This window comes from Bacillus sp. HMSC036E02, assembly GCF_001836235.1.
Classification (GTDB): domain Bacteria; phylum Bacillota; class Bacilli; order Bacillales; family Bacillaceae_G; genus Bacillus_A; species Bacillus_A cereus.
Window position 1 is genome coordinate 72,074 of the sequence record NZ_KV827844.1, and the last position, 21,977, is coordinate 94,050.

A 21,977-nucleotide genomic window follows, 5' to 3' on the forward strand; every position below is an offset into this window, starting at 1 on the left:
ACTTTTTTGATACATTTACGAAACATTCATATGTTACGTTATATAAGTCCTTTTTTAAATCATATTCATTCTAGCAAAAAGTCCTAGTCCCCCTAGGACTTTTTGCATTCAAATAATGAATTGTCTTTTTTCTCAATAACCGAAGCTATTTAACGTGGTAAAATAATAATTGGACTGGCATCCAATACCATATTACAATGGAGCAAATCGCAAGAAGGCACCTTAGAGTGTCTTTTTTGTACATAAAAAAATCTTACCATCTTATAGAAACGATAAGCCCTTTAAAACAATAATTGCAACTATATTAACTTTACATTACATTAAGGTTAGAGAATGTTCTTATATTAATAAAGTGCTAAATAGTAGGTGAAAAAATGGAATTTAACGATTTGGGTATTACCATTAAAGAACTTAGAATTAAAAAAAATATATCACAATCCGACTTATGTCACGGAATATGTTCACAAAGTCAAATTAGTAAGATCGAAAAAGGTGTGATTTATCCATCTAGCATATTGTTATATCAATTATCAGAAAGACTCGGTGTTGATCCAAATAGTATATTTGCACTAACTCAAAACAAGAAATTAAAATATACAGAAAATGTAAAATACGTAATGAGGGATTGCATAAGGCAACATCAATATAAAGAGCTTTATGAAATAGTAACAAGAGAAAAATACACAAATAATTTTCAAACAAAAGAAGATAAACAATTTCTAATATGGCATGAAGCAATTGCTATATATTGTGTGAATAACTCAACAAAAGTGGCTTTAACTCTTTTAAATAATGCACTAAAACTAACTGTAACCAATATTGATTTTTTATCAGAGAGAGAAATAGATATTCTACATACAATGGCTATACTTCATGCAGAAAACAAAGAATACAAAAAAAGTATTACTATCCTTAAAAGATGTTTAAATAATTTTAACAAATTAGATTTTCCTAGAGATAAAGAAATTAAATTGAAAATCATTTATAATTTAGCAAAAAATTTAAGTTACACATATCAATACGAAGAAGCAATAAAATACATTGATAAGGGTATCCAATTAGCTATTAATCTAAATACTTTTTACTTATTGGGTGAACTATACTATGGAAAAGGTTCAAATTTATTAAAGCTTAAACAATATAATGAAGAAGATGTTGCTAATAACATGAGAAAATCATTATTTATATTTGAATTAACAAAAAACGAAAAAAAATTACAAATAATTAAAGAAGAATATTTCGAAAACAAAAATAACCACTCATAATTTCATAAAAACTACTTACAAATCCTACAGAAAAAATCCTTATAGCTTTTAAACTTAGATCGATAATATTAAAATAATTTAAGCCGGCGGAAGGCACCTTTAGGTGTCTTTTCTTTATTTTTACAAGGACCTGCTCAATTAATTTTTAAAAACATAATAAGGAATATTGTTTTATTTATCTCATTTTCATTCATGCTATATATAAAATTCGTTAATAAACCCACCTCAAATACTAGTTCCTTTTATAAGCCGTTTTTTTGATGTAGATGACATTATTCTCAATACAATAGAATGAATTATTGGAACATACTTAGCAATATATATCAAAAAATAATATTAAGAAAACCCCTCACCTTAAGGTAGAAGGGATCTTCTAATTTCTATTTCAAGCTACCCAAAATTTCTGTAAAGGTACCCTAAGCGCATGTGTATCTGGATATCCTAAACTTCTTTCACCAACTACCACTCCTCTGCCGAACGATCTTTCACCGATAGATTGTATGCCGTGAAGTGCTACTTGTAACATTTCAATTTAGATATACGACAGTAAAGAATACATTATCACAGTGTCAGCAAGCAAAAGTGTATTCTGCATTTCTGAAAACAGTAGATGGCAGATTGTGACCTACTGAATCTGCTAAGAAAGAATATACAAGAACATCCTTAACATCCTCTTTATTTCCACTAATGATGACATCAAGGAAATCTTCTATTTGAAATTCTGGAGTAAACAACACAATCTTAGTTGTTCTGTTTGGTTCTAAAGAAACAAAAGTACGAGAGATTTCAACTAATTCATTTTGAGTTGGGAAAAAGGTGTTTCGACTTCTCTTAACAGTTACCGTTACATTACTAGTATGGCAGCGTGAATCATTGTTTAACATAATGTTGAGAGCAGTTGGAATAATCCCATTTTCAGAAACTGGAACTCGAAACACTCCAGTAGATTTATGAGCCATATAATCAGATCCTTCCAAAATAAAATATATTTACAATATATTAAATGCAAAAAACGTTCATTTTGATATGGACAAATTATGTAATTAATATATTTATAATAACCCTTGGTATTACTAAGCCAATGTTTTAAAAGATTAACAAATATCGCGAGAACCAATCGAATGTATATTAAAAGTAAAAAGAATAAGATGTCTAAAAGATCCCCTATTTTGAGCCAATAATGAGACATTATGTTAATCTTATATGTATAGCTGCACAAAATTGAGAAACTTAAGGAGACAGATAAATTTTATGAGAAAATTATCTATATTACTTACTTTCATTCTAGTATTAGTCAGTATTACGGCTGCTTGCACACAAGATAAAACAGATAGTGCCGTTGAAAATGGTCCAATAGAAGAACCAACCGCAAAAAATGAAAATGAAGAATTAATAAATTTTGAAGAAAAAGAAGAGATAAGCCGCTTGGAACAAGGTATTTTATTAGTTGGTGAGAGTGTTAAGGGAGGCTATTACTTGACCGCTGTTCAAAGTGCATATTTAAATGCTAGCAACGATTCCGTCATTGTTAATGTCTCTGTAAAAAATGTACGAGGTCAAACGATTGGATTATCAGAATTAAAATATAACTTAAAAGATGAAAAAGACGGAAAGATCTATAAAGGAAAGGTGCTTGATCAAAACCCTTCTGATATACAAGTTAAACCAAATGAAACGGTAGAATTGAAAATAGCTTTTGAAGTACCACGTACCGCAGATGAATATATGTTTTATATTGAAAGCTCTTTAGACCCTCTACAAACATACTGGAAAATTGATAAGCTGCAATCACAAACAAACTAAATCTGAAATAAGCAAAAAGCAATGAAAAATTTGATATAGATACAAATGAATACTATATAAACGTAAGACCATCGATTTAATGAATCGTTGGTCTTTTTCAAAAAATGCCCCATTAAAAACTAAGAGATAAAAAAGAACTAATCTCTAGAAGAGATTAGCTCAATATATCCAAAGCTATTATGGTACATAGTTTTATGAGCAAACGTTATATAGTGTTGTATGGGATACATAACCTGTCATCCCTTTATATGTAACTTTTAACCACTGTTTAGAATTACTGTAATGACCTTGAACATATTCACCAGTTACCCATGTTCCAGTAATTTTCGTACCATCATTAAATGTATGTAAGACAGGTGAATCGACAGTATAACCACTGCGCATCTTTGCACCATATACACCTACCGTACCTCCCTTTGCACAAGCTGCTACTACTGTTTCATTTTCAGTAGTATTCGTAGCCGCGAAAGCAGAGCCGTTAAATGTAAATAAAGTAAATATAAAAGCTGTTAGTACTGTACAAATAGATAAACGACGTAACAAAATAAATTCCCCCTTTTTTTATAATTTACTTCTTCACAAATGATTATCTTAAATATTCTAACTATTTTCAATATATTAATGTTGAGAAATATTAGTTGTATTTTTGAAATAAGATTTTATCAAAAATAGTAACAAACTCATATTTTACAGGGAGAGCACCGAAAGAAGTCTTCTACATATCAACTATATAAAAGTCCCTCCACCTTAAGGCAGAGGGACTTTCCAATTACTATTTCAAACTACCCGCAATCTCCGTAAAGATAACTCCAAGCGCATGTGCACCTGCATCAGGGTATCCTAAACTTCTTTCGCCAACTGTACCAGCGCGGCCCATGCGTGCTACGATTTCTTTCGTGTACTCTGCTCCTTTAACCGCTGCTTCTGCACCTTTTTCAAAGGCAGTTTTTACGTCTACTTCGTTTGAGGCGCTATCTAACCAAGAATCTACACATGGAGCAAGCGCGTCAACAAGTGTTTTATCACCAACTACTGCTCCTCTACCGAATGATCTTTCACCGATAGATTGGATGCCTTGCAGTGCTGCTTGCAGTATTTCAGCGAATTCTTTCACTGTTAACTCACGCTTCTCGCCTGCTGCTTTACTAGCTGCGCGGAATGCACCGCCCCAAATTGGACCAGATGCGCCGCCGCAATGTTCCATAATGATCATGGAGCAACCGTCAAGGAATGATCCGATCGTTACGTTCTCTTGATCTACAATAGAATGCCATTCACGTTTTAATCGTTTAAATCCTTTTGCAACACTCATTCCGAAGTCACCATCACCAGCATGCGTATCTAGCTCACAGAACGGTACTTCATTTTTAATAATAACGTCGCTCATTTTATCAACGAGATAAATCATGTTGTTTAATGTAATGACATTATCTTTAATAACAGCGTGTTCTTCCGCCGTTTCTAGTTCAAATGAAACTTCCTTCTCTTCTGTTTCTTCAAGTACATTTACATACTCTACACTTTCAACTGGTCCATCTACTTTAAACGCTGGTGTATTACATTCTTTTGATAGTAATGTTTTTAACTCATCATCTAATTTCATTACAGTTAAAGACATACCAGCCATATCGATACTCGTCATATAGTTGCCGACGAATACTCTATTAATTTTAATGTTTCTTGCAGCTAGTTCTCTCGTAACGGCGTTGTTAAATAAGTAAAGTTCCTGCAGTGGTGTTCCGCCAAAACCGTTAACTAGAAGTGCAATTTCTTCGCCATCTTTTACTCCTAAATCTTTTACAAGATCATTTGTCATACGGTTAGCTAATTCATCAGCCGACAACATTTTTTCACGTTTAATTCCTGGCTCGCCGTGAATACCTACGCCGTATTCCATTTCATCTTCCTCAAGTGTGAAAGTAGGTGATCCGCTCGCTGGAACTGTACAAGACGTTAACGCTAAACCGATTGTACGCACGTTAGCCGCTGCTTTTTCTGCGACAGCTTTCACCGCTCCTAAATCCATACCTGCTTCCGCTGCTGCGCCGGCAATTTTATGAACTAAAATAACTCCTGCAACGCCGCGGCGTCCTACTGTATACAGACTATCTTCTACCGCAATATCATCGTCCACTTTTACGTAGTCGACTTCAATTCCATCTTCTTTCGCTAAATGCGCACCGTTTTTGAAATTCATAATATCGCCGCTATAATTTTTAATAATTAATAACGTACCTTTTTTACTAGCTGTTTCTTTAATTGCTTGGTATACCTGAATTTGTGAAGGAGAAGCAAAAACATCTCCGCACACCGCCGCATCTAACATTCCTTTTCCGACTAATCCTGCATGTGCCGGCTCATGGCCACTACCGCCGCCACTAATTAACGTTACTTTGTTTTCGTTCATTTCTTTCTTCTTAATAACTTTATATTTTTTCAAAAGTTCAAGCTCTGGGTGAGCCATAACCATTCCGTTACACATTTCCATTACTAATGTTTCTGGTTTGTTTATAATCTTTTTCATTGTGATTATCCCTCAATTCCTTTAATATATTGTGATATATTTGAAATCTTCTTCTTACTACTCATGTTAAAATGAAAGCGTTTTATAGTAAACGGACAAAATGGACAATCTGTCTAAAGACACCGCTCTCATTTATAGATAGGATTTTTATATTACTAACATTCTAGGGATGATTCAGATGACCTCTTCTATAATTTCTAAAAAGATAATCGCGAACTCATTGAAATATTTAATGGAAACAGAGTCGTTTCATAAAATATCAGTGAGCGATATTATGTTACACTGTCAAATGCGTAGGCAAACTTTTTATTATCATTTTAAAGATAAATTTGAACTATTAAGCTGGATTTATAGAGAAGAAACGAAAGAAAATATTATAGACTTTCTCGATTATGAAAAATGGGAAAACATTTTTGATTTATTATTTGATTACTTTTATGAAAATCAAAAATTTTACCGAAATGCTTTTAAAGTTATTGAGCAAAACTCGTTTAATCACTATTTATTTGAGCATACGAAAAACTTATATATGAAGATTATTGATGAACTATCTGTAAGCTGTGGATTCAGCCTTTCTGATGAGACAAAAAATACGATTGCCTCCTTTTATAGTCACGGCTTCGTTGGAACGATAAAAGATTGGATTGAAAGCAAGTGCGAAGTAGATCCTTCCATTATGTCTTCTCTTATGAAAAATATGATAAACAATCAATTACTACTATTACTTGAGCAATCAGCAAAGTAATTAAAGGGTGGCAAAAGCAATGAAAAAGATTATGAATGATGTACAAAATATCGTTCAAGATATGCTGCATGGCTTTTATTTTGAACATAACGACAAAGTAAATTACGACGAAACAAATAACATCATTTATGTAAAGGATATCGAAAAACTAAAGCAAAACGTCGCGATTATAAGCGGCGGTGGTAGCGGACATGAACCCGCTGATATTGGCTATGTAGGAAAAGGTATGCTTACAGCGGCAGTAAACGGCAGCATTTTCACTCCGCCTACAGTGGAACAAATTGTAGCGGCTACTCGCCTCATGCCAAAAGATAAAAGTATTTTATTCATCATTAAAAACTTTAAAGATGACGTTGAGAACTTTCTAGCGGCTGAGCAGATCGCTAAAGAAGAAGGAAGAAAAATTGACCATATCATCGTAAATGACGACGTTTCAATTGAAGATGATGCTTCTTTTAATAAAAGAAGACGCGGCGTCGCTGGTACTGTTTTCGTTCAAAAAATACTTGGTGCGGCCGCTCTTGAAGGCCATTCTTTAGAAGAACTAACAACACTTGGCCGTTCTATCACTGAAAACTTACACACATTAGGAGTTGCCCTTTCCCCTGCCAACGATCCAGTAAAAGGAAAAGCTTCATTCACATTAAATGACGATGAAGTGTTTTACGGCGTCGGCATTCACGGAGAAAAAGGATATCGTAAAGAAGCACTATCCTCTTCTGAAATATTAGCAATCGAACTAATGAACAAACTTAAAAGCATTTATCGCTGGAGAAAAGAAGACAACTTCGCTATCCTCATTAATGGACTCGGCGCAACTCCATTAATGGAACAATACATTTTCGCAAACGACATTCGCCGTTTGTTTGAACTGGAAGGATTGCAAGTCACATTCGTAAAAGTTGGTACACTGTTAACTTCTTTAGATATGAAAGGTGTTTCGCTTAGTTTGCTTAAGGTAGAGGATTTGGATTGGGTGAAGTGGTTGAAGGTGGATGTTAGAGTGGGTAATTGGTAAGTAAAAATTATGATGATAAAAGCCTTTAACTATAACAAGTTAAAGGCTTTTTACAAATTGAAATATCGCACGAGCGTTCAAAAGAAATTCGTAATTACCTCACTGGATGATTACAGGTCTTCCAAATAAAGCTGGATGATAAATTAACATTGCACCTACAAATGAACACACTAAACAAAAAACAGCCTCGTATTTTATGACTAAAGGAGAGTTCGTATCAAACTCTTTTTCCTCTCTTTTCAATATCAATTTAAATAACGCTGTATATAATACTTTATATAATACATACCCAACAATCGCTCCGAGGGTATTCGTAAATAAATCATCAATATCTGTAATTCTATTATTTAGTAATTGATTTAACTCAATTGCCAATGAAAAAAGGAATCCCGCGCATACGGTGTTTTTCATTTTTCTAAACTGCGGCCAAATAGTCGGTAATAAAAAGCCGAACGGCATAAACAGTACAATATTTAAAAGATACGTCGTACTACCTGCCGTATCAAATAGAGTCAAGTTGATTTGACTTACACGAATCCACGTTTCATATCTACTTATATCCCATACAGTCGCGATTTGCGTCACCTTATACACTAGCGAAAGATAGAATAGAAAAATATATACCCATAGAAAATGCCGAATAGATATGTTTCTTTTCGCTTTAAAATAAAATCTAATTTGAAACAAAATACAAAAAATTATAGTAAAAAAATACGTATACAAATAACTAATCAAAACTCCTGTATGCATGTGGAATCCCCTAACTTTACATTTTCATCTATTATTTAAGAACTGGTAATTTGTTCATATATTTAATCTTCTACTTTGTCTTCGGATATCAGGGATATACTAAAAATAAAAAATCCCCACTCCTTCATTTTCAGTCTCCTCCTTGATGTAACTTGTTTATAGGATAGGAAAAACTTTTAAAATAAAAAGTAGGGTAAATATAAAATTTTTCTTAAATTTTATGTTAGTTTTTATTATTACTCTTATTAGGAATCCGCTATTCGTTGTTAGGTAACGCCATGCTTACACCTATAAAAGTATTGAATTACTGAAGAATTCTGTCCTCAATATAACAGCAGATTCACATCAAAAATGTAAATCCTCATTTCCTTCGTATTTTCCTTTATTAAGTCTTTTTCTTATGAATAATTCTGCCAAAATTAAATTAGGTACCCATGCTAACCAAGCAATAATAGCGTAACTAAATTCAAACCGCTCTATTCCAAATAGAACTATAAACAACGGTAGCCAAATTCTTAATGTAACTGCTCCAAAGGTTAAAGAATAATTTCTAATCATCCAGTTCCGATGCTCTTTAATTTTTTTATTCTTAACTCTATGTAATGCTTGATATGCTGATGCTAGCCAAAGTATGGATAACAAACCAAAGCCTAGCTTCGCTACCAATCCTCCCGTAGCATAAAAAGATAGGTATAGTCCAGAAACGCCTCCTAATAATATACCAACCATGTAGATTCTCCCAACTATTCGATGACGGTTGATATTCCTATCTCTAAATTTAGTGGATAATGTGAAAGGACCAATTACTAATGCTACTATACTAGTCGTAATATGTATAAATAACATACTATACCAGAAATCACTTAATTTAGATCCAAACATAAGCTTCGCTTTTACAAGCCCTGTTTGAAATCCATCCATAATAGAATATTGGACAACAATATAACCAGATACTAAAAGAGCAAAAAAAGTGAATACAAACCAAATTTTTCTGTTCAAATTTTACTGCCTCCCCATTACATTCACGAAAATTAGATTATATATTACTGTTCATTCTCGGGAAAAATAAAAAAGCCTTCTAGCGAAATGAAGTGACCTCCGAAAAAGGGACATTTAATTGATTAAGATTTCCAAAAATAATGAATATATATGTTATATTGTTAGACGTACTGAAAAAGATAAACAGTACAGAAATGGGGGTTTTTCTAATGGATATGTTGCAACAAGTAATAGACAAATTTAAAATGAGCAAACCCTCAAGTATATCATTCTATACTTGAGAGTTTACTCATCTATCCCTTCTCATCCCTCATACTGTAATACCCCAAATTAATAATAATCAAGAAATACCCACCCATAATTCCAGCTGCAAATGTCCACATGAATTCATGATGTTCAATTTCATACATAATAATCGCGCCGAGTATTGCGGCTGCGAACCGATTTATCATTCCGAGCATCGGTGCTTTTTCTTTTTTTACAATGCTATCTCCGAACTTTTCAATACGCCTTCCTAAAATCCAGGCGCAGTACATACTCACCAAAAGGCCAATGCTTATCCCGACAAACTGGGCTGAAAAAGGTGTCACGAGCCATCCCAATAACATTACGCCTAGCAAACAATACATTTGTATGTTGAATGATCTTAATGCCATACGAATCATGTTATTCTCCTTTATCTTTCTCATTGTAATTCCGTATTATCAATCCAATCTTTCAGGATTCAAGCTTTCAGCTATATCTTTTTTAAAATGAGGAAATTTGATTTTGCTCACCATTAAATAAGCGAGTACGCATGTACCAAATGCAACGGAAACTGGATTATTTAGGCGACATAAAATGAGGAGACACATCGCCGCAAACGGAATGGGCATGCCAATAAAGGTCGGGAGTTTGCTTTGCTGTGTGTTAAATCTCGCAAGCCGAAGCATTCCGCAAATACTGTAAGCGAGCGCGCATATCATCCCGATAGACTGCAAATCTTTTAACGAAGCATTATATGCAAGAATAGATGGTGCCACACCAAAAGTAACTAAATCCGCAAATGAGTCCAGCTCTCCACCAATTTCTGAAACAGAATCAAGTTTCCGAGCAATCATGCCATCAAACAAATCAAGGACCATACCTGTAATAATGAACATAACTGCACCGTACATATCCTCAACGAAAACAGCATGAATAGCCAAAAGCCCACACACAAAATTTGCTATCGTAATCATATTTGGTATGTAACTCATCACATGCTTCCCCTCCTTTCTACTAATTGCTTCATCTAAGTTCTTACTCATTACAATCAAGATCCTTCTGCTTTTCTTCCAATATCACTTTATTTATTTTCGTTAACGTCTCTGTCATTTGCTCTAAGGCATTTATATCGATTTTAGAAAAGTATTTCTCAATTAATACATCATCTAACTCAGACAACCGCTCTATATACTTACTACCGTTTGGACCAAGTGTAAGAAAATACTCCCTTTTATTATTAGGGTTTACTTGTTTTGAAATCATCTGTTGCTTTTCCAATTTCGATAAAACTTGGCTCACCGCACTTTTCGTTATATTAAACGTATTCGCAATGTTATTTGCTGTCGTGTTTTCATTTAAATGAATATGAAATAACATGCTCTCTTGCTGCCCAGTAAGACCGAACTCATCCTTTAAATCTTGAAATAGTAAAATATAAAGTTCCGTATAGGCTCGATTCATTTCATTAATTACTTCTTTATACGTTCTAGTCATAGCATCCTCCATACTTTTATTTCGTTTCACTTAATAGTTAAGTTTACTTAACTTAACTATATTATACCGTTATGTTTGTGTAAAGGGAAATATAACTCTACACTTTACTCACAATGATACAAAAAAGAAGACACTCTTCTAAAACAAGTTTAGTCGCTTCTGTCTCACTGCTTTCCTCATCCAAATACTTGGTAAGTAATTCTGAATAATCAAAAAGAAAATCAATAAAATTCCATATAGACCCATTACTGGTTAAAATGTTATAATGGAATTACCCTACATAGTTACTCATAGCCAGACTGAGGAACTAGCGTCTTATTAAGTAATGCGCATAACTAAAATAAAAAAGACACTTTACGGTGTCTTTTTTATTTATATTCCTAGGAATTATCTCTTTTATAAACAGACTCTATCAAACAGTAAAGGAGACTAACAGATGGAACATCCTGTTGCAAGAGAATTACGTTTTATACGGGTATGTCTTATCATTTTGATTATTGTCATTGCGTTTTGGGACCGGGAGAAAACTGTAGAAAGCGATTTAAATTGTCTTTTCTTTATAAACTACATCCAAAAAGTTGGATAGCTTCTTTTACTACTCATGTTATTGATGAATAAAGCAATAACTACAATAACTACGGAGCCAATTAAAACTGGTGTTACTAAATAACTCCAACTATTTGCCCCTAAAATAACGATAATCGGATCGGCCCCTGCCGGAGGGTGCGTCGTTCTCGTTAACATCATAACGGCTATTGCCATCCCCACCGCTAAAGCAATTGTCCAATATTCATTCCCAAACAAATGATATATTGATAGACCAATGAAAGTTGAAATCAAATGTCCTCCAATAATATTACGCGGCTGAGATAATGGCGCATTCCAAACTCCAAATGCTAATACACAACTCGCCCCAAATGGAGCCATTAATAATTCTGTAGAGGTTATGCTCGTTAAATATGTTAAGGTAAGAATTGTTAAAAATCCCCCTAGTAGTCCTGTTAAAGAGTCCTTTATATTTACTTGTAATGGACTTCTTCCTTTCCCTTTCATTTTCGTAAAATATCGTACACTTATTGGTTGAGGATCTTTCTGCTTAGTTGCTGTTATATTATCCATCGTTCTCCTCCTTTATTTACCAACAATTATAACTCGACATAACTAACCTGTAAATATCAATTTTAGAGGTTAGTTAAAGAATAAAAAAAAGAATCAACTGTTATAAGTTGATTCTCTAGACTTCTTCAAATTTTCGATCCTGAAATTTTGCTACCTTTTTCCGGTTCCCACATATTTTCATAGAACACCATTTTCGTTTCCCACTCTTATCTATAAATAATAAAACACAGTCAGGATTTGAACACCTTTTAAGGAAAATAAGCTTATTTTCTGCTATTAACGTTAAAGCATCAAATGCAATTAACGATGCGAGTATATCCTCGATTTCTCCAACCGGGATAGATACTAGCTGCTGTTCAATGATTTTATATGTAAATGGTGCCTTCTCAATTTGTTTTTCTAAATACGTAATAAAATCATTAGAAATCTCTTGTTGATCAGCAATTGCCTCAAACTGTTTTCTCAGTACTTCTCTTACCTCTAATATGCTAGATGTAACTTGATTCGTGCGCTCTTGAATCCTTATAAATGTTTTTTCATTCCAAAAAGGAAGATTAACCTTTATTACATGTAGCCATTCTAATACATCTTCATTTGTTATTAATAAATCATAACGTTGTCCACGCCTAACTAGCTCTGTATTTACTAAATCTAATGAGAGATTTCCAGATATAAGCGGGAATTGTTTTTTGTCCTGCATGTACTCATCACCTTCTCTTTAAATAATCATATTCCAAATTAATACAGCAGTGCAACTTTTTTATAAACTACAAAGTATGAAGATCCAAGCCTTTAGCCATAATTACGACTAAAGGCTTTTTGTATGTAAGTAAATGAAAAAGGAGCTAATTTTATGGAACATAATAAAAATGGAATACTTGCTTTAATTGTTTTATTTTTAGGATTAGTGTTTTTTGTTAGTGGAATGGTTTATCATTTATGGGGCTCATTTTAATTTCAACTTTTAGACGGATAAATAACTCGAATCAGAGAAATGCACAATATTTTCCCTTTTCCTTCCAAAATTAATATAATAAGATATAAAATGTAATACATATAAAGACAAATATATAGCACTCATTAAAGTGCTTCTATTTTGGAAGGAAGAAACGATGAACAAAAAGTTATTAGCCCCATTATTATGTAGCACATTCTTGTTTGGAGTATCAGCTTGCGGTTCACATGATGCGCCTGCGAAAAATGAGCAGGCGACTTCTAAAAAAACAGAGAATGACAAACTTAGCAGCAAGGATTCGCAAAAAGAACTTCCTACCAATGTAGATTCCTCTGATGTATACATGTCAATGGGATCTGCCGAGTCATTAGATGTTATAGGGACTGGAGAAGTTAAAGCACAAGGTGTCTTTAAAGTATTAGACATCGCAGTTTATAATCGTAAAGAAGAACCCATTACACTAGATATTAACAACTTTAAATTAATTGATGGATTTGGAAGAGAATATCACATTTCCAATGAATATCAATCCGTACTTAAAGCTGCAAATACCTCTACATTTAAATTTGGTATTGTTAGCCCTGATGAACATTCGGACGGAAACATTGTATTCGATGTACCGAAAAACACGCGAGGATTAACTTTAAAATTTAATAATGATAAGTTAGATAAAGAGCTCCAATTAAAAGTGGAATTGGAATAGGCAAAATAAATACGTCTTCCTTAACATTCTCTACTAACATAAAAAAGTACAGTCTTTTCTACAGCAGACTGTACTTTTTTATTTTTTATTTCACATAACATTCCCTAATTTTTTTGACTAGATGCTCTCCAATCACGAAAAGATGTTGGGCGTCCAGAAAAAGCTCTTTGCTTTGTAACAGATGGTTTTTCTTCAGGAGTCATTGTTTTTTCTTTAAGCGTCGCTGGTTTTTCTTTAAGCGTCACTGATTTTTCTTCAAGAATAGTCACAGCTGTTTGCATTTTCTCTAACTGTTCTTTCAGCAATTGTTGTTCAATCTTTAAATCCGTAAGTAAACGTAAAATCATCTCAGAATTAGCCATAAGATCCTCCTTCCCCCAATACACAGAATAAAATACAATATGTAGAAGACGAAATGCCGGTGACAAAAATAAGGTCGTCAACTCTTTTTAACTTCTAAAATCCTTTTATTTTTTTAAGGACCTGCTCCATTCATCCTTAAAAACATAAAGTAAATTAAATCCATTAATAAATGGTCTTTATGGAAGGAGGAGTTAATATGGGCTATGGCGGTAGTTGTGGTGGAGGCTGTGGTTTCGGCGGCGGATTTGCCTTACTTGTTGTGCTCTTCATCTTATTAATCATCGTTGGCGCTAGCTGTTGGGGCGGCGGATTCGGCTGCTAAGGAGAGGCACTCTTGAGAGTGTCTTTTTTTTAATATGTGGCTCGTATACATATTAAAAAAAATTTCCGTTCTAGAAGTACTATAATATTAGCTTAACATGTCAGTTCCCCCTAATTAATAGGTGGTTCTAGCCTATAGAATTCTTTTAAATATAAAATGAAACTATATTTCTCAATGAATAAAACAATTTAACATGGTAAAATAATATTTGGATGGGAGTCCAATATATTATTAAAATTAAGATGGTTCAAGTCGAAGGAAGGCACCTTAGGGTGTCTTTTCTTTTTTATAAATAATTATAAATTGAAATTGCAAAGGATGCTTACTACTTACAAGGAACATTTTCTTCCGTACAACTATTTATTTGAAACTAATTACTATTATAAATATAAAGAAGTTATGGATAAAGTAGTGAGGTAAATAAAACAAAATATAGATTTAATTCCTGTTTCTCAACGAGGTACCACCAGCATTTTCAAAAAAATACGCTAAGCAAAAAAAATAATCAGCTGTCCATATGGACAGCTGATTTACATCATTACATTTCTATTATTTATCTTACCACTTGTACAGATACTGGTTTCCACCCCTGATTTTCTACCCAATCAATATTAACCTTATATTTTTTATTATTTTGCTTATCTCGTACATTACCGTAGGCTTTATTATTACCATTATTCCCAATAAAATCGAAAATCAATTGGCTCTCTGGAACATCAACAGCATAAGAAATTGCTTTTTTCATCTCACTCCAATCTACTGTTCCTTCTTTAAATTTCATTTCAGGTTTTGCTCCTTGCTCGGTACCAATTGGCTTCCAAGAAGGATTAGTTTGAGAACCCTTTTCTTGAGATGCCGTTTTTTCTTCCTCATTATTTTCAGTTCCGTTCGTTTTTACCGATTTTTCTGTTTTTGATTTCTCTTCTAGCTGTGCTGCCTCTTTATCTTCATTTTTCTTTTCTTCTATCTTTGCTGCCTCTTTATCTTCATTTTTCTTCTCTTCTATCTTTGCTGTTTCTTTATCTTCAGTTTTCTTCTCTTCTATCTTTGCTGTTTCTTTATCTTCAGTTTTCTTCTCTTCTATCTTTGTTACTTTCTTTTCTTGAGCAATTGCTTTCGTTGATGTATTAGAAGGGGTAAACAATTGGTATGTCACTATACCAACTGTCACTAATACCAAAGTAAATGCAATATTAAAAATTGCCTTTTGACGACGATTCTGTTGTTTTTCTTGAAATCTGCTTACTTGTCCCATTCTTCAAACCTCCGTGTTTACTTTCTCCTCTACTCTTTATGTATTATCCCTAAAATTCTTAATATTTTTATTAAACAATAGAAATAAACTACACTTTCCATACAGGATTTCATATCATAATAAAATTTGTGTTTTTTCAAGTATCTGACATATGTTATTCAAAATAGTTTAATACATTAAAAATTGATAAGCTTCTGCACTTAAGAAACCTTCAATTTTATTCAAAGGTGATTCCAATTATGTCCATATTAGATCTCCTGTAGAAAGCTTTTTAACAATTAAACCTCTTCTTCCCTTATTTATAATTTTTAAATTAAATTTCCCTCTATAGTATAATAAAGATGTTTCGTTTTCTAATGGGGTATGTCGTAAAATCAAAAGGGATTTTATCTCTTTTACCTTCTTTTCAGAGTAAATTTCACCACTAGGGAATTCTATTATTCCTAATGTAATCTTTAATTCGCTCTCATCGAAAGGCCACTCCTTATTAAGTTCCCTTATCTTTTGTATAAAGCTTCTTTTGGTTTGTCCTATATATAGCAATGTTACACTCTTAGCACATACTCTAGAGATTGCAAATATCCCCTTCTTAGAAGCTTCTTCCCTATTATAAAAATCATTTATACTATACATTCCATACCATTTAATATGTACTGTTTCTATGAATCTCACCTCATTTTTAGACAATATTATAATTTCTGAATGTTCAAATTATAATGGGCGCATAGTCCTGATTACTTGAATTATAAATTGTGCTTTTCAATAATACATTTTATTATTACTAATTTCAATAATACAAAAAAAATACAATATTATAGTTTAATTACAAAACTTTATAAAAAAACAAAGTGATGTCGTACCAAATATTATATTTTTTCAATATCAGACTACCATGAACAAAAGTTAGAGAGTTATGGAATAAAATATAATTTGTATGTACATTTCTTTCAAAAAAAGTTTTGTAGTTTGCAACTGAATTAAAAAACATAGATTTTTATGACTCTTTCGGAGATATACCAAAGTGGGATCTTTGATATGCACATTACTATACCGAACTTTCGGTATAGTATTTTTTTGCAGCTCCTTGATTTTTCACCAAATACGTATAAAAATCAATAGTAGGAAAATAAACTGCTGGCTAAAAGTTTACTTTCGATAAAATAAAAAAGAATCTGCAAATCTGCAGATTCTCCTGATAATGATTATATAAGTATAGTATCATCCATTTATTTGACTATTATTCGGAAAGTATAAAACGGTTCACTAGATAGCAGAGTATTTTTACATATTGTATTAATTCCTTCTTCAAAAATCCCCCTAAAATAAAAAATACGCTATTCTTTCTGTAGAATCATAGGAAAGGATGGTATTTTTGTATGTCTATTTCTGTATTTGATGAATTATAACTATTTGCTCAAGAAATTCAAAGCTTTTTATGGACTTTCTTTTATTATATCGGTTTCACATATTTCCTCTAAAATCTCTAATACTTGCTTTTTCAATTCAGCCATTTACTTATTTTCTATGACTTCTTATTCTTTTTCTTTTATAGGAATCATTGCAAGAACTGTTAAATCTGCATTCGTTAAATCTTTTATCACTTGATGAGAAGCAAATACCGGTAGCGAAACAATAAAACCATCATCTACTTTTGTAATATCATTATGTGTAACATACTCCAGAAATACTTTATTTGCAGCCGCTACAAATTCTTCATCGCCTGTTCCATCAGGGTATGATACACCAATTTCCCCTAACATAATATAATATTGCTTTTTAATACCAGTCATATCCATTGGATCAATGGATTGAATTTTGTAATTTACCATTCCAGATTTCACTTTTCTTTCAGGAATATCTAAGTCAAAAAACTCTCCAGCTTCTTCTAAAATAATATTGATATCTTTGATTGTTGTTATAGCATTAGTTGCTTCCTTAAAAAACATGAGTTGCTCTCTTGATAAAACAATATTTTCTTCCTCTTTCTTAAACTGTAGATTTTCTAAAATATCTTCTATTTCTTCTACATTTTCCAGAAAAAATATATCATTCCCCATATGAGGAATTAATTCTTTTAAGTTTATCAAATACATTTGTGAATATTTTATATTCATCTCTTTCATTTCACGTAATTTGTCTAGAAATTTTAATACCTTAGCTTTACGATATGTTTCTGCCATCATTTTCACCTCTCGTTACATTTTGTATACAATTCGTATACATTTCGTATGCAGATTGTATACGAGGCGTATTGGATTTGCAAGTATTAATTTTAAAATACAAAATTAATTGGTATTGTTTAAAAATTTTTATTATAGCTATCATGAATTTACTAATACAACTCCACCTATAAAGGTTACGATTCTAAAAAATATTAGATTTTCAAATATTCTTCTTCGCCTGCTGAAACTCTTACAGCGAAACGGACGAAAATCCCCATCGATACAGGGAGAAAACAGTCTTTAATATATTAGGTGTCGTTTACAATTGGACCATGTCTGATAATTAAGCCGCTTAATTTTAAAAATGAAACCCGTTAGGATTTATTTGATATGCAGAATCCCCAATGATTTGCACTGGTTTTTAGAATAAGAAAAAATCCCTTCTGAAACTGACCTTTCTTAGCCTTAGCTTGATAGCAATGTGGCGGTATCCCTCAATGAACAAAAAAATTAACATAGTAAAATAGTATTCGGATGGGAGTCCAATATATTATTAAAATTAGATGGTTCAAGTCGAAGGAAGGCACTTTAGGGGGGCTTTTCTTTATTTTCAAAAGAACCTACTCCATTCATTCTTAAAAACATAAAGTAAAGTGAACCCGTTAAAATACATGAATGAACCTTAGTTTTAATCCTCTTACCTAAAGGAAGAACTATTATGTGCTATGGTGGCAGTTGCGGAGAAGGCTGTGGTTTTGCTGGAGGATTTGCTTTGCTTGTTGTACTCTTTATACTATTAATCATTATCGGATGCAGTTGCTTCTGCTAAAAAACTATTAGGAAGGACACTCTTATATGGGTGTCTTTTCTTTATGAAAAATATCTATAACCTTTTTCTTATGACTTTTAACATCAATAAAGGGTGATACAAACTATTACATATGTTTGTACCACCCTTTATTGATGCGTTTAGACTTCACAGTTGTTAAAGTTTTAGACTTCTCCCTTAGTGTACCCATATTATTAGAACATCCTGTAATCTGTAGACAAAATGTAGCTAATAAAAACAATATTAATAATTTCTTCAATAAATCCTCCTACATGCATAAAACACCATATGTTACAAAACAAACATAACATCAACTCTTTATAAAAACAATATAATCCTCATTCCTTAAGCTATCTCTTAACATAGGAGTACCGCTACATATTCATACAGCTAAAATTTTTAAATATCCTCTACTTAAGGAATTTGTAAGTATCAAGTAAGAAAAACGAGAGCTTTGCTTCGTATAATCAAAATATAAAGCGAAGGAAGAAAGATGATTTCTAGGATTAATATGCATGTAACAAGAGAAGAAATCTACATTTTTTTAGAATAATAATATTAGTATGTCCAAGTTTTGGAGATTGCTTGCAAATATTTTGAAGTTTTCGCACCAGAATTCTAATTACCATACCTGTTTTGTACCATCACATATTGGAGGTTGAAACATGAATAAAAAAAAGAAAATACAAAAATCAGTCCTTACCTTTACCCTACTCTTTTCTTTAGGCGTTTCATCTTTCCCGCTTACAACAACTATTCACGCAGATACACATGAGGAACAATCTGCTGAAAAGAAACTAGTCTCTTTAACGGAGCGTACATCATTATTTTTTGAATATCTCCAGAAAGGTAAGTATGCAGAGGCACTACAGTTGACGTCTGCTGCTTTTCAATCCAAGTTTACAGCAACCACATTACAAAACTGGTGGACACAAAGTGGCTGGAGCGGGATAAAAAGTATGGGAACCCCCGTGATAAAAGAACGAAACTTGGTCCATCAGACGGTGGAAATTCCAGCAGATACCGAAGGAACTACCATACCGCTACTCCTTAAATTCACACCTGGCGGGAAAGTAGATGAAATTGGAGAAAGGCCACCCGAGGAATCTTATACTATCCCGCATCCTAGCTATGATCAACCTGACTCCTATCAAGAACGTGAAATCGTCATTGGAAATTCTACCTATCCGTTACCAGCGACATTAACAGTTCCGAAACATAAGCGTGGTGAAAAACTGCCCGTAGTTGTTCTTGTTCATGGTGCTGGCATCCATGATCGCGATAGCACATATATGGGAACAAAAATCTTACGAGACATTGCGGTGGGCCTTTCATCCAACGGAATTGCAGTGTTGCGCTATGAAAAACGCACCTTAGAACATGCATTAAAGATGAGTACAGAACCTGTTACGTTAGACCGTGACACTACAGATGATGCTATATTTGCAGCAAAATCAGCAGCGCAGCAGGAAGGCATTGATCCAAATAATATTTTCATTCTTGGACATAGCCTAGGAGCTGGCACAATGCCACGTATACTAAGCAAAGCACCTTCCACACTTGTCCGAGGAAGCATCTTACTCGCACCACCTGCACGCCCTTTGACTGACATTGCTATTGATCATTCTCAATACCTTGGGGCGTCAAAGGAAGAAATCGATGAACTAAAAAGACAGGTCGCTTTTATTCAGGATCCTACTTTCAATCCCAATCATCCTCCAGCTGGCTACAATTTTGGGTCACCTCATTTTATGTATGATGTTTCTAGGTGGCGTCCAGTTGAAGAGGCAAAATCACGAAAAGAGCCTTTACTCATTCTGCAAGGAGCACGTGATTATCAAGTAACAGTAAAAGATGAATATACAAAATGGCAGAAAGGACTTTCAAACCGCGGGAATGTTCAGTTCAAAAAATATCCGAAATTGAATCATTTCTTCACGGAGGGTGACGGGGAATTAAGCCTCCCTAGTGAATATGAAATCCCTGCTAACGTTCCCGAATACGTCATCCAGGACATTATTACATGGGTTAACGAGACAAAAAAATAAGCAAACATCAAAAGCCTTCATGCAATCATTATTGCGTGAAGGCTTTTTGAAACTAGTGATTCAGAGATAGCTATTATTTTATATAATATTTGCCCCAAAACGAAAAATTAGAGTCTTTTATAGCAATGAAGTTCATTTTAAGAGCAACCTGTTCTGTGAGCTTAACGGTGATGGGCGGTACCCCTAGAATAAAGAAACAAGAGTAGTTAAAGAGACTACTCTTGTTTCTTTTCCTTCTCTTCTTTTTCAATTTCAGATACAGATTTTGCTGGTTTTTTAATCATTTTATCTAATTCCCCAGAACAACCAAACTTATCCTCAAATTTATCTGTAGTACTTATACTTGCATCAAACCATAATTCCTTATCATTATTTATATATCCTTCTACAGAAGGAACTCCCATTGGACTTACATCATTTTTTGTAAATGTAATCGATTTTACATCTTTAATATTATAGTGAATATACTTTTCTACTCGTTCTTTTTGCTCGTTCCAAAACTTTTCTTCAATTTCTTTTTGTTTTAAATATTCCATAGTAAAATATCCTCCTGCTATGAGTATCACAGCAGATATAACCAAAATCATTGCTTTCTTCATTAGAAATCTCCTTATAAAAAGCCTACCAATGTATTCTTCTTAAAATGGGATAGAGAAGACAAGAATAGTACAAAGACTACTCTTGTTTCTTTTCCTTCTCTTCTTTTTCAATTTCAGATACCGACTTATCAGGTTTTTTTATAAGTTTATCTAATTCCCCAGAACATCCAAAATCATCTTCAAAATTTTCCGTAGTACCTATACCAGCATCAAACCATAATCCCTTATCACCATTTATATAACCTCTTATATGAGGAACGCCCATTGGACTTACCTTATGTTCTCTAAATGTAATCGATTTTACATCTTTAATATTATAGTGAATATACTTTTCTACTCGTGCCTCTTGTACTTTCCAAAACTCTTCTTCTTTTTCTTTTTGTTTTAAGTATTCCATAGTAAAATATCCTCCTGCTATGATCACCACAGCAGATACAATCAAAATCATTACTTTCTTCATTGGAAATCCCCTTATATTCCAAGCTAGTTAACATATGCTCTTTCTAAAGTAGGGTACAGAAACCAAGAGTAGTCGCAAGAACTACTCTTGGTTTTTTTCTTTCTCTTCTTTTTCAATTTCAGATACTGATTTTTCAGGATTTTTTATAAGTTTTCCTAATTTCCCAGAACGCGTAAATTTGTCTTCAAAGTTTTCAGTTGTACTTATACTAGCTGTAAAATCTAATTCTTTATTATTATTTATATAACCTTTTATATGAGGAACCCCCATTGGACTTATCTTATTTTCTGTAAATGTAATCGATTTTACATCTTTAAT

General features: G+C 33.0%; 25 protein-coding genes and 2 pseudogenes. 9 read left to right on the plus strand and 18 right to left on the minus strand.

What is annotated here, in order from left to right:
• The first annotated feature begins 374 nt into the window (after positions 1 to 374).
• Complete coding sequence (locus HMPREF2590_RS13325; RefSeq protein ID WP_000395461.1) at positions 375 to 1,265, plus strand: helix-turn-helix domain-containing protein; 891 nt, start codon at positions 375 to 377, stop codon at positions 1,263 to 1,265.
• Between the two features lie 442 nt (positions 1,266 to 1,707).
• Here the strand turns inward: HMPREF2590_RS13325 and HMPREF2590_RS31195 are convergent.
• Both HMPREF2590_RS31195 and HMPREF2590_RS13330 read right to left on the minus strand, forming a co-directional pair.
• Positions 1,708 to 1,794: pseudogene (locus HMPREF2590_RS31195) on the minus strand (dihydroxyacetone kinase, ATP-dependent); the annotation flags it as partial.
• 40 nt (positions 1,795 to 1,834) lie between these two features.
• Entirely contained in the window at positions 1,835 to 2,224 is a 390-nt protein-coding gene (locus HMPREF2590_RS13330) for a hypothetical protein (RefSeq protein WP_000940659.1), read from the minus strand.
• A gap of 292 nt (positions 2,225 to 2,516) precedes the next feature.
• On the opposite strand from HMPREF2590_RS13330, the gene HMPREF2590_RS13335 reads away from it, so the two are divergent.
• Entirely contained in the window at positions 2,517 to 3,068 is a 552-nt protein-coding gene (locus HMPREF2590_RS13335) for a DUF4352 domain-containing protein (protein WP_001228898.1), read from the plus strand.
• Between the two features lie 192 nt (positions 3,069 to 3,260).
• Here the strand turns inward: HMPREF2590_RS13335 and HMPREF2590_RS13340 are convergent, their stop codons facing one another.
• Both HMPREF2590_RS13340 and dhaK read right to left on the minus strand, forming a co-directional pair.
• Entirely contained in the window at positions 3,261 to 3,611 is a 351-nt protein-coding gene (locus tag HMPREF2590_RS13340; RefSeq protein WP_000946195.1) for an SH3 domain-containing protein, read from the minus strand.
• Positions 3,612 to 3,840: 229 nt separating this feature from the next.
• Entirely contained in the window at positions 3,841 to 5,592 is a 1,752-nt protein-coding gene (dhaK, locus tag HMPREF2590_RS13345; RefSeq protein ID WP_070861448.1) for a dihydroxyacetone kinase subunit DhaK, read from the minus strand.
• Positions 5,593 to 5,770: 178 nt separating this feature from the next.
• On the opposite strand from dhaK, the gene dhaS reads away from it, so the two are divergent.
• Positions 5,771 to 6,337, plus strand: coding sequence for a dihydroxyacetone kinase transcriptional activator DhaS (gene dhaS, locus HMPREF2590_RS13350; protein ID WP_000204212.1), 567 nt, complete (start codon positions 5,771 to 5,773; stop codon positions 6,335 to 6,337).
• 19 nt (positions 6,338 to 6,356) lie between these two features.
• Complete coding sequence (dhaQ, locus tag HMPREF2590_RS13355) at positions 6,357 to 7,355, plus strand: DhaKLM operon coactivator DhaQ (protein WP_044584198.1); 999 nt, start codon at positions 6,357 to 6,359, stop codon at positions 7,353 to 7,355.
• Between the two features lie 99 nt (positions 7,356 to 7,454).
• Here the strand turns inward: dhaQ and HMPREF2590_RS13360 are convergent, their stop codons facing one another.
• The 5 genes from HMPREF2590_RS13360 to HMPREF2590_RS13380 form a co-directional block, all read right to left on the minus strand.
• Entirely contained in the window at positions 7,455 to 8,105 is a 651-nt protein-coding gene (locus HMPREF2590_RS13360) for a VanZ family protein (RefSeq protein ID WP_003312683.1), read from the minus strand.
• A gap of 345 nt (positions 8,106 to 8,450) precedes the next feature.
• On the minus strand, positions 8,451 to 9,104 hold the full coding sequence (locus HMPREF2590_RS13365; RefSeq protein WP_003312690.1) for a DUF2306 domain-containing protein: 654 nt from the start codon (positions 9,102 to 9,104) through the stop codon (positions 8,451 to 8,453).
• 293 nt (positions 9,105 to 9,397) lie between these two features.
• Entirely contained in the window at positions 9,398 to 9,769 is a 372-nt protein-coding gene (locus HMPREF2590_RS13370; protein WP_000620606.1) for an ATP synthase subunit I, read from the minus strand.
• 39 nt (positions 9,770 to 9,808) lie between these two features.
• Entirely contained in the window at positions 9,809 to 10,393 is a 585-nt protein-coding gene (gene pssA, locus HMPREF2590_RS13375) for a CDP-diacylglycerol--serine O-phosphatidyltransferase (RefSeq protein WP_003312692.1), read from the minus strand.
• On the minus strand, positions 10,386 to 10,844 hold the full coding sequence (locus tag HMPREF2590_RS13380) for a MarR family winged helix-turn-helix transcriptional regulator (protein WP_000198946.1): 459 nt from the start codon (positions 10,842 to 10,844) through the stop codon (positions 10,386 to 10,388). The genes pssA and HMPREF2590_RS13380 overlap by 8 nt, the downstream gene beginning before the upstream one ends.
• Positions 10,845 to 11,280: 436 nt before the next feature.
• Here HMPREF2590_RS13380 and HMPREF2590_RS31200 point away from each other — a divergent pair.
• A pseudogene (locus tag HMPREF2590_RS31200) lies at positions 11,281 to 11,379 on the plus strand (YmzC family protein); the annotation flags it as partial.
• Positions 11,380 to 11,408: 29 nt separating this feature from the next.
• Here HMPREF2590_RS31200 and HMPREF2590_RS13385 read toward each other — a convergent pair.
• Both HMPREF2590_RS13385 and HMPREF2590_RS13390 read right to left on the minus strand, forming a co-directional pair.
• Positions 11,409 to 11,963 carry an HPP family protein gene (locus HMPREF2590_RS13385; protein WP_000368840.1) on the minus strand — a complete coding sequence of 185 codons (555 nt, stop codon included), beginning with the start codon at positions 11,961 to 11,963 and terminating at the stop codon, positions 11,409 to 11,411.
• Positions 11,964 to 12,078: 115 nt separating this feature from the next.
• Positions 12,079 to 12,663 (minus strand): CGNR zinc finger domain-containing protein, encoded by a 585-nt coding sequence (locus HMPREF2590_RS13390; protein WP_003312696.1) that lies wholly within the window; start codon positions 12,661 to 12,663, stop codon positions 12,079 to 12,081.
• 412 nt (positions 12,664 to 13,075) lie between these two features.
• Between HMPREF2590_RS13390 and HMPREF2590_RS13400 the strand changes: the two genes are divergently transcribed.
• A complete protein-coding gene (locus HMPREF2590_RS13400) occupies positions 13,076 to 13,621 on the plus strand; it encodes a DUF4352 domain-containing protein (protein WP_003312697.1) in 546 nt (181 codons plus the stop codon).
• A gap of 104 nt (positions 13,622 to 13,725) precedes the next feature.
• Here HMPREF2590_RS13400 and HMPREF2590_RS13405 read toward each other — a convergent pair whose 3' ends face one another.
• Positions 13,726 to 13,983 carry a hypothetical protein gene (locus tag HMPREF2590_RS13405; protein ID WP_000013694.1) on the minus strand — a complete coding sequence of 86 codons (258 nt, stop codon included), beginning with the start codon at positions 13,981 to 13,983 and terminating at the stop codon, positions 13,726 to 13,728.
• Positions 13,984 to 14,180: 197 nt separating this feature from the next.
• Here HMPREF2590_RS13405 and HMPREF2590_RS13410 point away from each other — a divergent pair, with 197 nt between their 5' ends.
• Positions 14,181 to 14,306, plus strand: coding sequence for a YjcZ family sporulation protein (locus tag HMPREF2590_RS13410; RefSeq protein WP_000540377.1), 126 nt, complete (start codon positions 14,181 to 14,183; stop codon positions 14,304 to 14,306).
• Between the two features lie 553 nt (positions 14,307 to 14,859).
• On the opposite strand, the gene HMPREF2590_RS13415 is transcribed toward HMPREF2590_RS13410, so the two are convergent.
• The 3 genes from HMPREF2590_RS13415 to HMPREF2590_RS13425 form a co-directional block, all read right to left on the minus strand.
• On the minus strand, positions 14,860 to 15,561 hold the full coding sequence (locus tag HMPREF2590_RS13415) for a YrrS family protein (RefSeq protein WP_061139723.1): 702 nt from the start codon (positions 15,559 to 15,561) through the stop codon (positions 14,860 to 14,862).
• 237 nt (positions 15,562 to 15,798) lie between these two features.
• On the minus strand, positions 15,799 to 16,233 hold the full coding sequence (locus HMPREF2590_RS13420; RefSeq protein WP_002100802.1) for a hypothetical protein: 435 nt from the start codon (positions 16,231 to 16,233) through the stop codon (positions 15,799 to 15,801).
• Positions 16,234 to 17,093: 860 nt separating this feature from the next.
• Positions 17,094 to 17,744: a glycoside hydrolase family 18 protein gene (locus HMPREF2590_RS13425; protein WP_002098762.1), complete on the minus strand. Its 651-nt coding sequence runs from the start codon at positions 17,742 to 17,744 to the stop codon at positions 17,094 to 17,096.
• Positions 17,745 to 18,441: 697 nt separating this feature from the next.
• Between HMPREF2590_RS13425 and HMPREF2590_RS28890 the strand changes: the two genes are divergently transcribed.
• Both HMPREF2590_RS28890 and HMPREF2590_RS13430 read left to right on the plus strand, forming a co-directional pair.
• Positions 18,442 to 18,552 carry a YjcZ family sporulation protein gene (locus HMPREF2590_RS28890; protein ID WP_074596601.1) on the plus strand — a complete coding sequence of 37 codons (111 nt, stop codon included), beginning with the start codon at positions 18,442 to 18,444 and terminating at the stop codon, positions 18,550 to 18,552.
• 665 nt (positions 18,553 to 19,217) lie between these two features.
• Complete coding sequence (locus HMPREF2590_RS13430) at positions 19,218 to 20,600, plus strand: alpha/beta hydrolase (protein ID WP_001035259.1); 1,383 nt, start codon at positions 19,218 to 19,220, stop codon at positions 20,598 to 20,600.
• A 215-nt stretch (positions 20,601 to 20,815) separates the two neighbouring features.
• On the opposite strand, the gene HMPREF2590_RS13435 is transcribed toward HMPREF2590_RS13430, so the two are convergent.
• The 3 genes from HMPREF2590_RS13435 to HMPREF2590_RS28900 form a co-directional block, all read right to left on the minus strand.
• On the minus strand, positions 20,816 to 21,199 hold the full coding sequence (locus HMPREF2590_RS13435) for a DUF1433 domain-containing protein (RefSeq protein ID WP_070861450.1): 384 nt from the start codon (positions 21,197 to 21,199) through the stop codon (positions 20,816 to 20,818).
• Positions 21,200 to 21,275: 76 nt separating this feature from the next.
• Positions 21,276 to 21,659, minus strand: a complete 384-nt coding sequence (locus HMPREF2590_RS13440) for a DUF1433 domain-containing protein (protein ID WP_070861451.1) — start codon at positions 21,657 to 21,659, stop codon at positions 21,276 to 21,278.
• Between the two features lie 81 nt (positions 21,660 to 21,740).
• A partial coding sequence (locus tag HMPREF2590_RS28900; protein WP_141763540.1) for a DUF1433 domain-containing protein occupies positions 21,741 to 21,977 on the minus strand: 237 nt, incomplete at its 5' end.

Excerpts from the sequence above, each read along its gene's own strand:
- HMPREF2590_RS13325 (WP_000395461.1), top strand. The coding sequence starts at position 375 with ATGGAATTTAACGATTTGGGTATTACCATTAAAGAACTTAGAATTAAA.
- HMPREF2590_RS13330 (WP_000940659.1), bottom strand. The coding sequence starts at position 2,224 with ATGGCTCATAAATCTACTGGAGTGTTTCGAGTTCCAGTTTCTGAAAAT.
- HMPREF2590_RS13335 (WP_001228898.1), top strand. The coding sequence starts at position 2,517 with ATGAGAAAATTATCTATATTACTTACTTTCATTCTAGTATTAGTCAGT.
- dhaK (WP_070861448.1), bottom strand. The coding sequence starts at position 5,592 with ATGAAAAAGATTATAAACAAACCAGAAACATTAGTAATGGAAATGTGT.
- dhaS (WP_000204212.1), top strand. The coding sequence starts at position 5,771 with ATGACCTCTTCTATAATTTCTAAAAAGATAATCGCGAACTCATTGAAA.
- dhaQ (WP_044584198.1), top strand. The coding sequence starts at position 6,357 with ATGAAAAAGATTATGAATGATGTACAAAATATCGTTCAAGATATGCTG.
- HMPREF2590_RS13360 (WP_003312683.1), bottom strand. The coding sequence starts at position 8,105 with ATGCATACAGGAGTTTTGATTAGTTATTTGTATACGTATTTTTTTACT.
- HMPREF2590_RS13370 (WP_000620606.1), bottom strand. The coding sequence starts at position 9,769 with ATGATTCGTATGGCATTAAGATCATTCAACATACAAATGTATTGTTTG.
- pssA (WP_003312692.1), bottom strand. The coding sequence starts at position 10,393 with ATGAGTAAGAACTTAGATGAAGCAATTAGTAGAAAGGAGGGGAAGCAT.
- HMPREF2590_RS13380 (WP_000198946.1), bottom strand. The coding sequence starts at position 10,844 with ATGACTAGAACGTATAAAGAAGTAATTAATGAAATGAATCGAGCCTAT.
- HMPREF2590_RS13385 (WP_000368840.1), bottom strand. The coding sequence starts at position 11,963 with ATGGATAATATAACAGCAACTAAGCAGAAAGATCCTCAACCAATAAGT.
- HMPREF2590_RS13390 (WP_003312696.1), bottom strand. The coding sequence starts at position 12,663 with ATGCAGGACAAAAAACAATTCCCGCTTATATCTGGAAATCTCTCATTA.
- HMPREF2590_RS13400 (WP_003312697.1), top strand. The coding sequence starts at position 13,076 with ATGAACAAAAAGTTATTAGCCCCATTATTATGTAGCACATTCTTGTTT.
- HMPREF2590_RS13405 (WP_000013694.1), bottom strand. The coding sequence starts at position 13,983 with ATGGCTAATTCTGAGATGATTTTACGTTTACTTACGGATTTAAAGATT.
- HMPREF2590_RS13410 (WP_000540377.1), top strand. The coding sequence starts at position 14,181 with ATGGGCTATGGCGGTAGTTGTGGTGGAGGCTGTGGTTTCGGCGGCGGA.
- HMPREF2590_RS13415 (WP_061139723.1), bottom strand. The coding sequence starts at position 15,561 with ATGGGACAAGTAAGCAGATTTCAAGAAAAACAACAGAATCGTCGTCAA.
- HMPREF2590_RS13425 (WP_002098762.1), bottom strand. The coding sequence starts at position 17,744 with ATGATGGCAGAAACATATCGTAAAGCTAAGGTATTAAAATTTCTAGAC.
- HMPREF2590_RS28890 (WP_074596601.1), top strand. The coding sequence starts at position 18,442 with ATGTGCTATGGTGGCAGTTGCGGAGAAGGCTGTGGTTTTGCTGGAGGA.
- HMPREF2590_RS13430 (WP_001035259.1), top strand. The coding sequence starts at position 19,218 with ATGAATAAAAAAAAGAAAATACAAAAATCAGTCCTTACCTTTACCCTA.
- HMPREF2590_RS13435 (WP_070861450.1), bottom strand. The coding sequence starts at position 21,199 with ATGAAGAAAGCAATGATTTTGGTTATATCTGCTGTGATACTCATAGCA.
- HMPREF2590_RS13440 (WP_070861451.1), bottom strand. The coding sequence starts at position 21,659 with ATGAAGAAAGTAATGATTTTGATTGTATCTGCTGTGGTGATCATAGCA.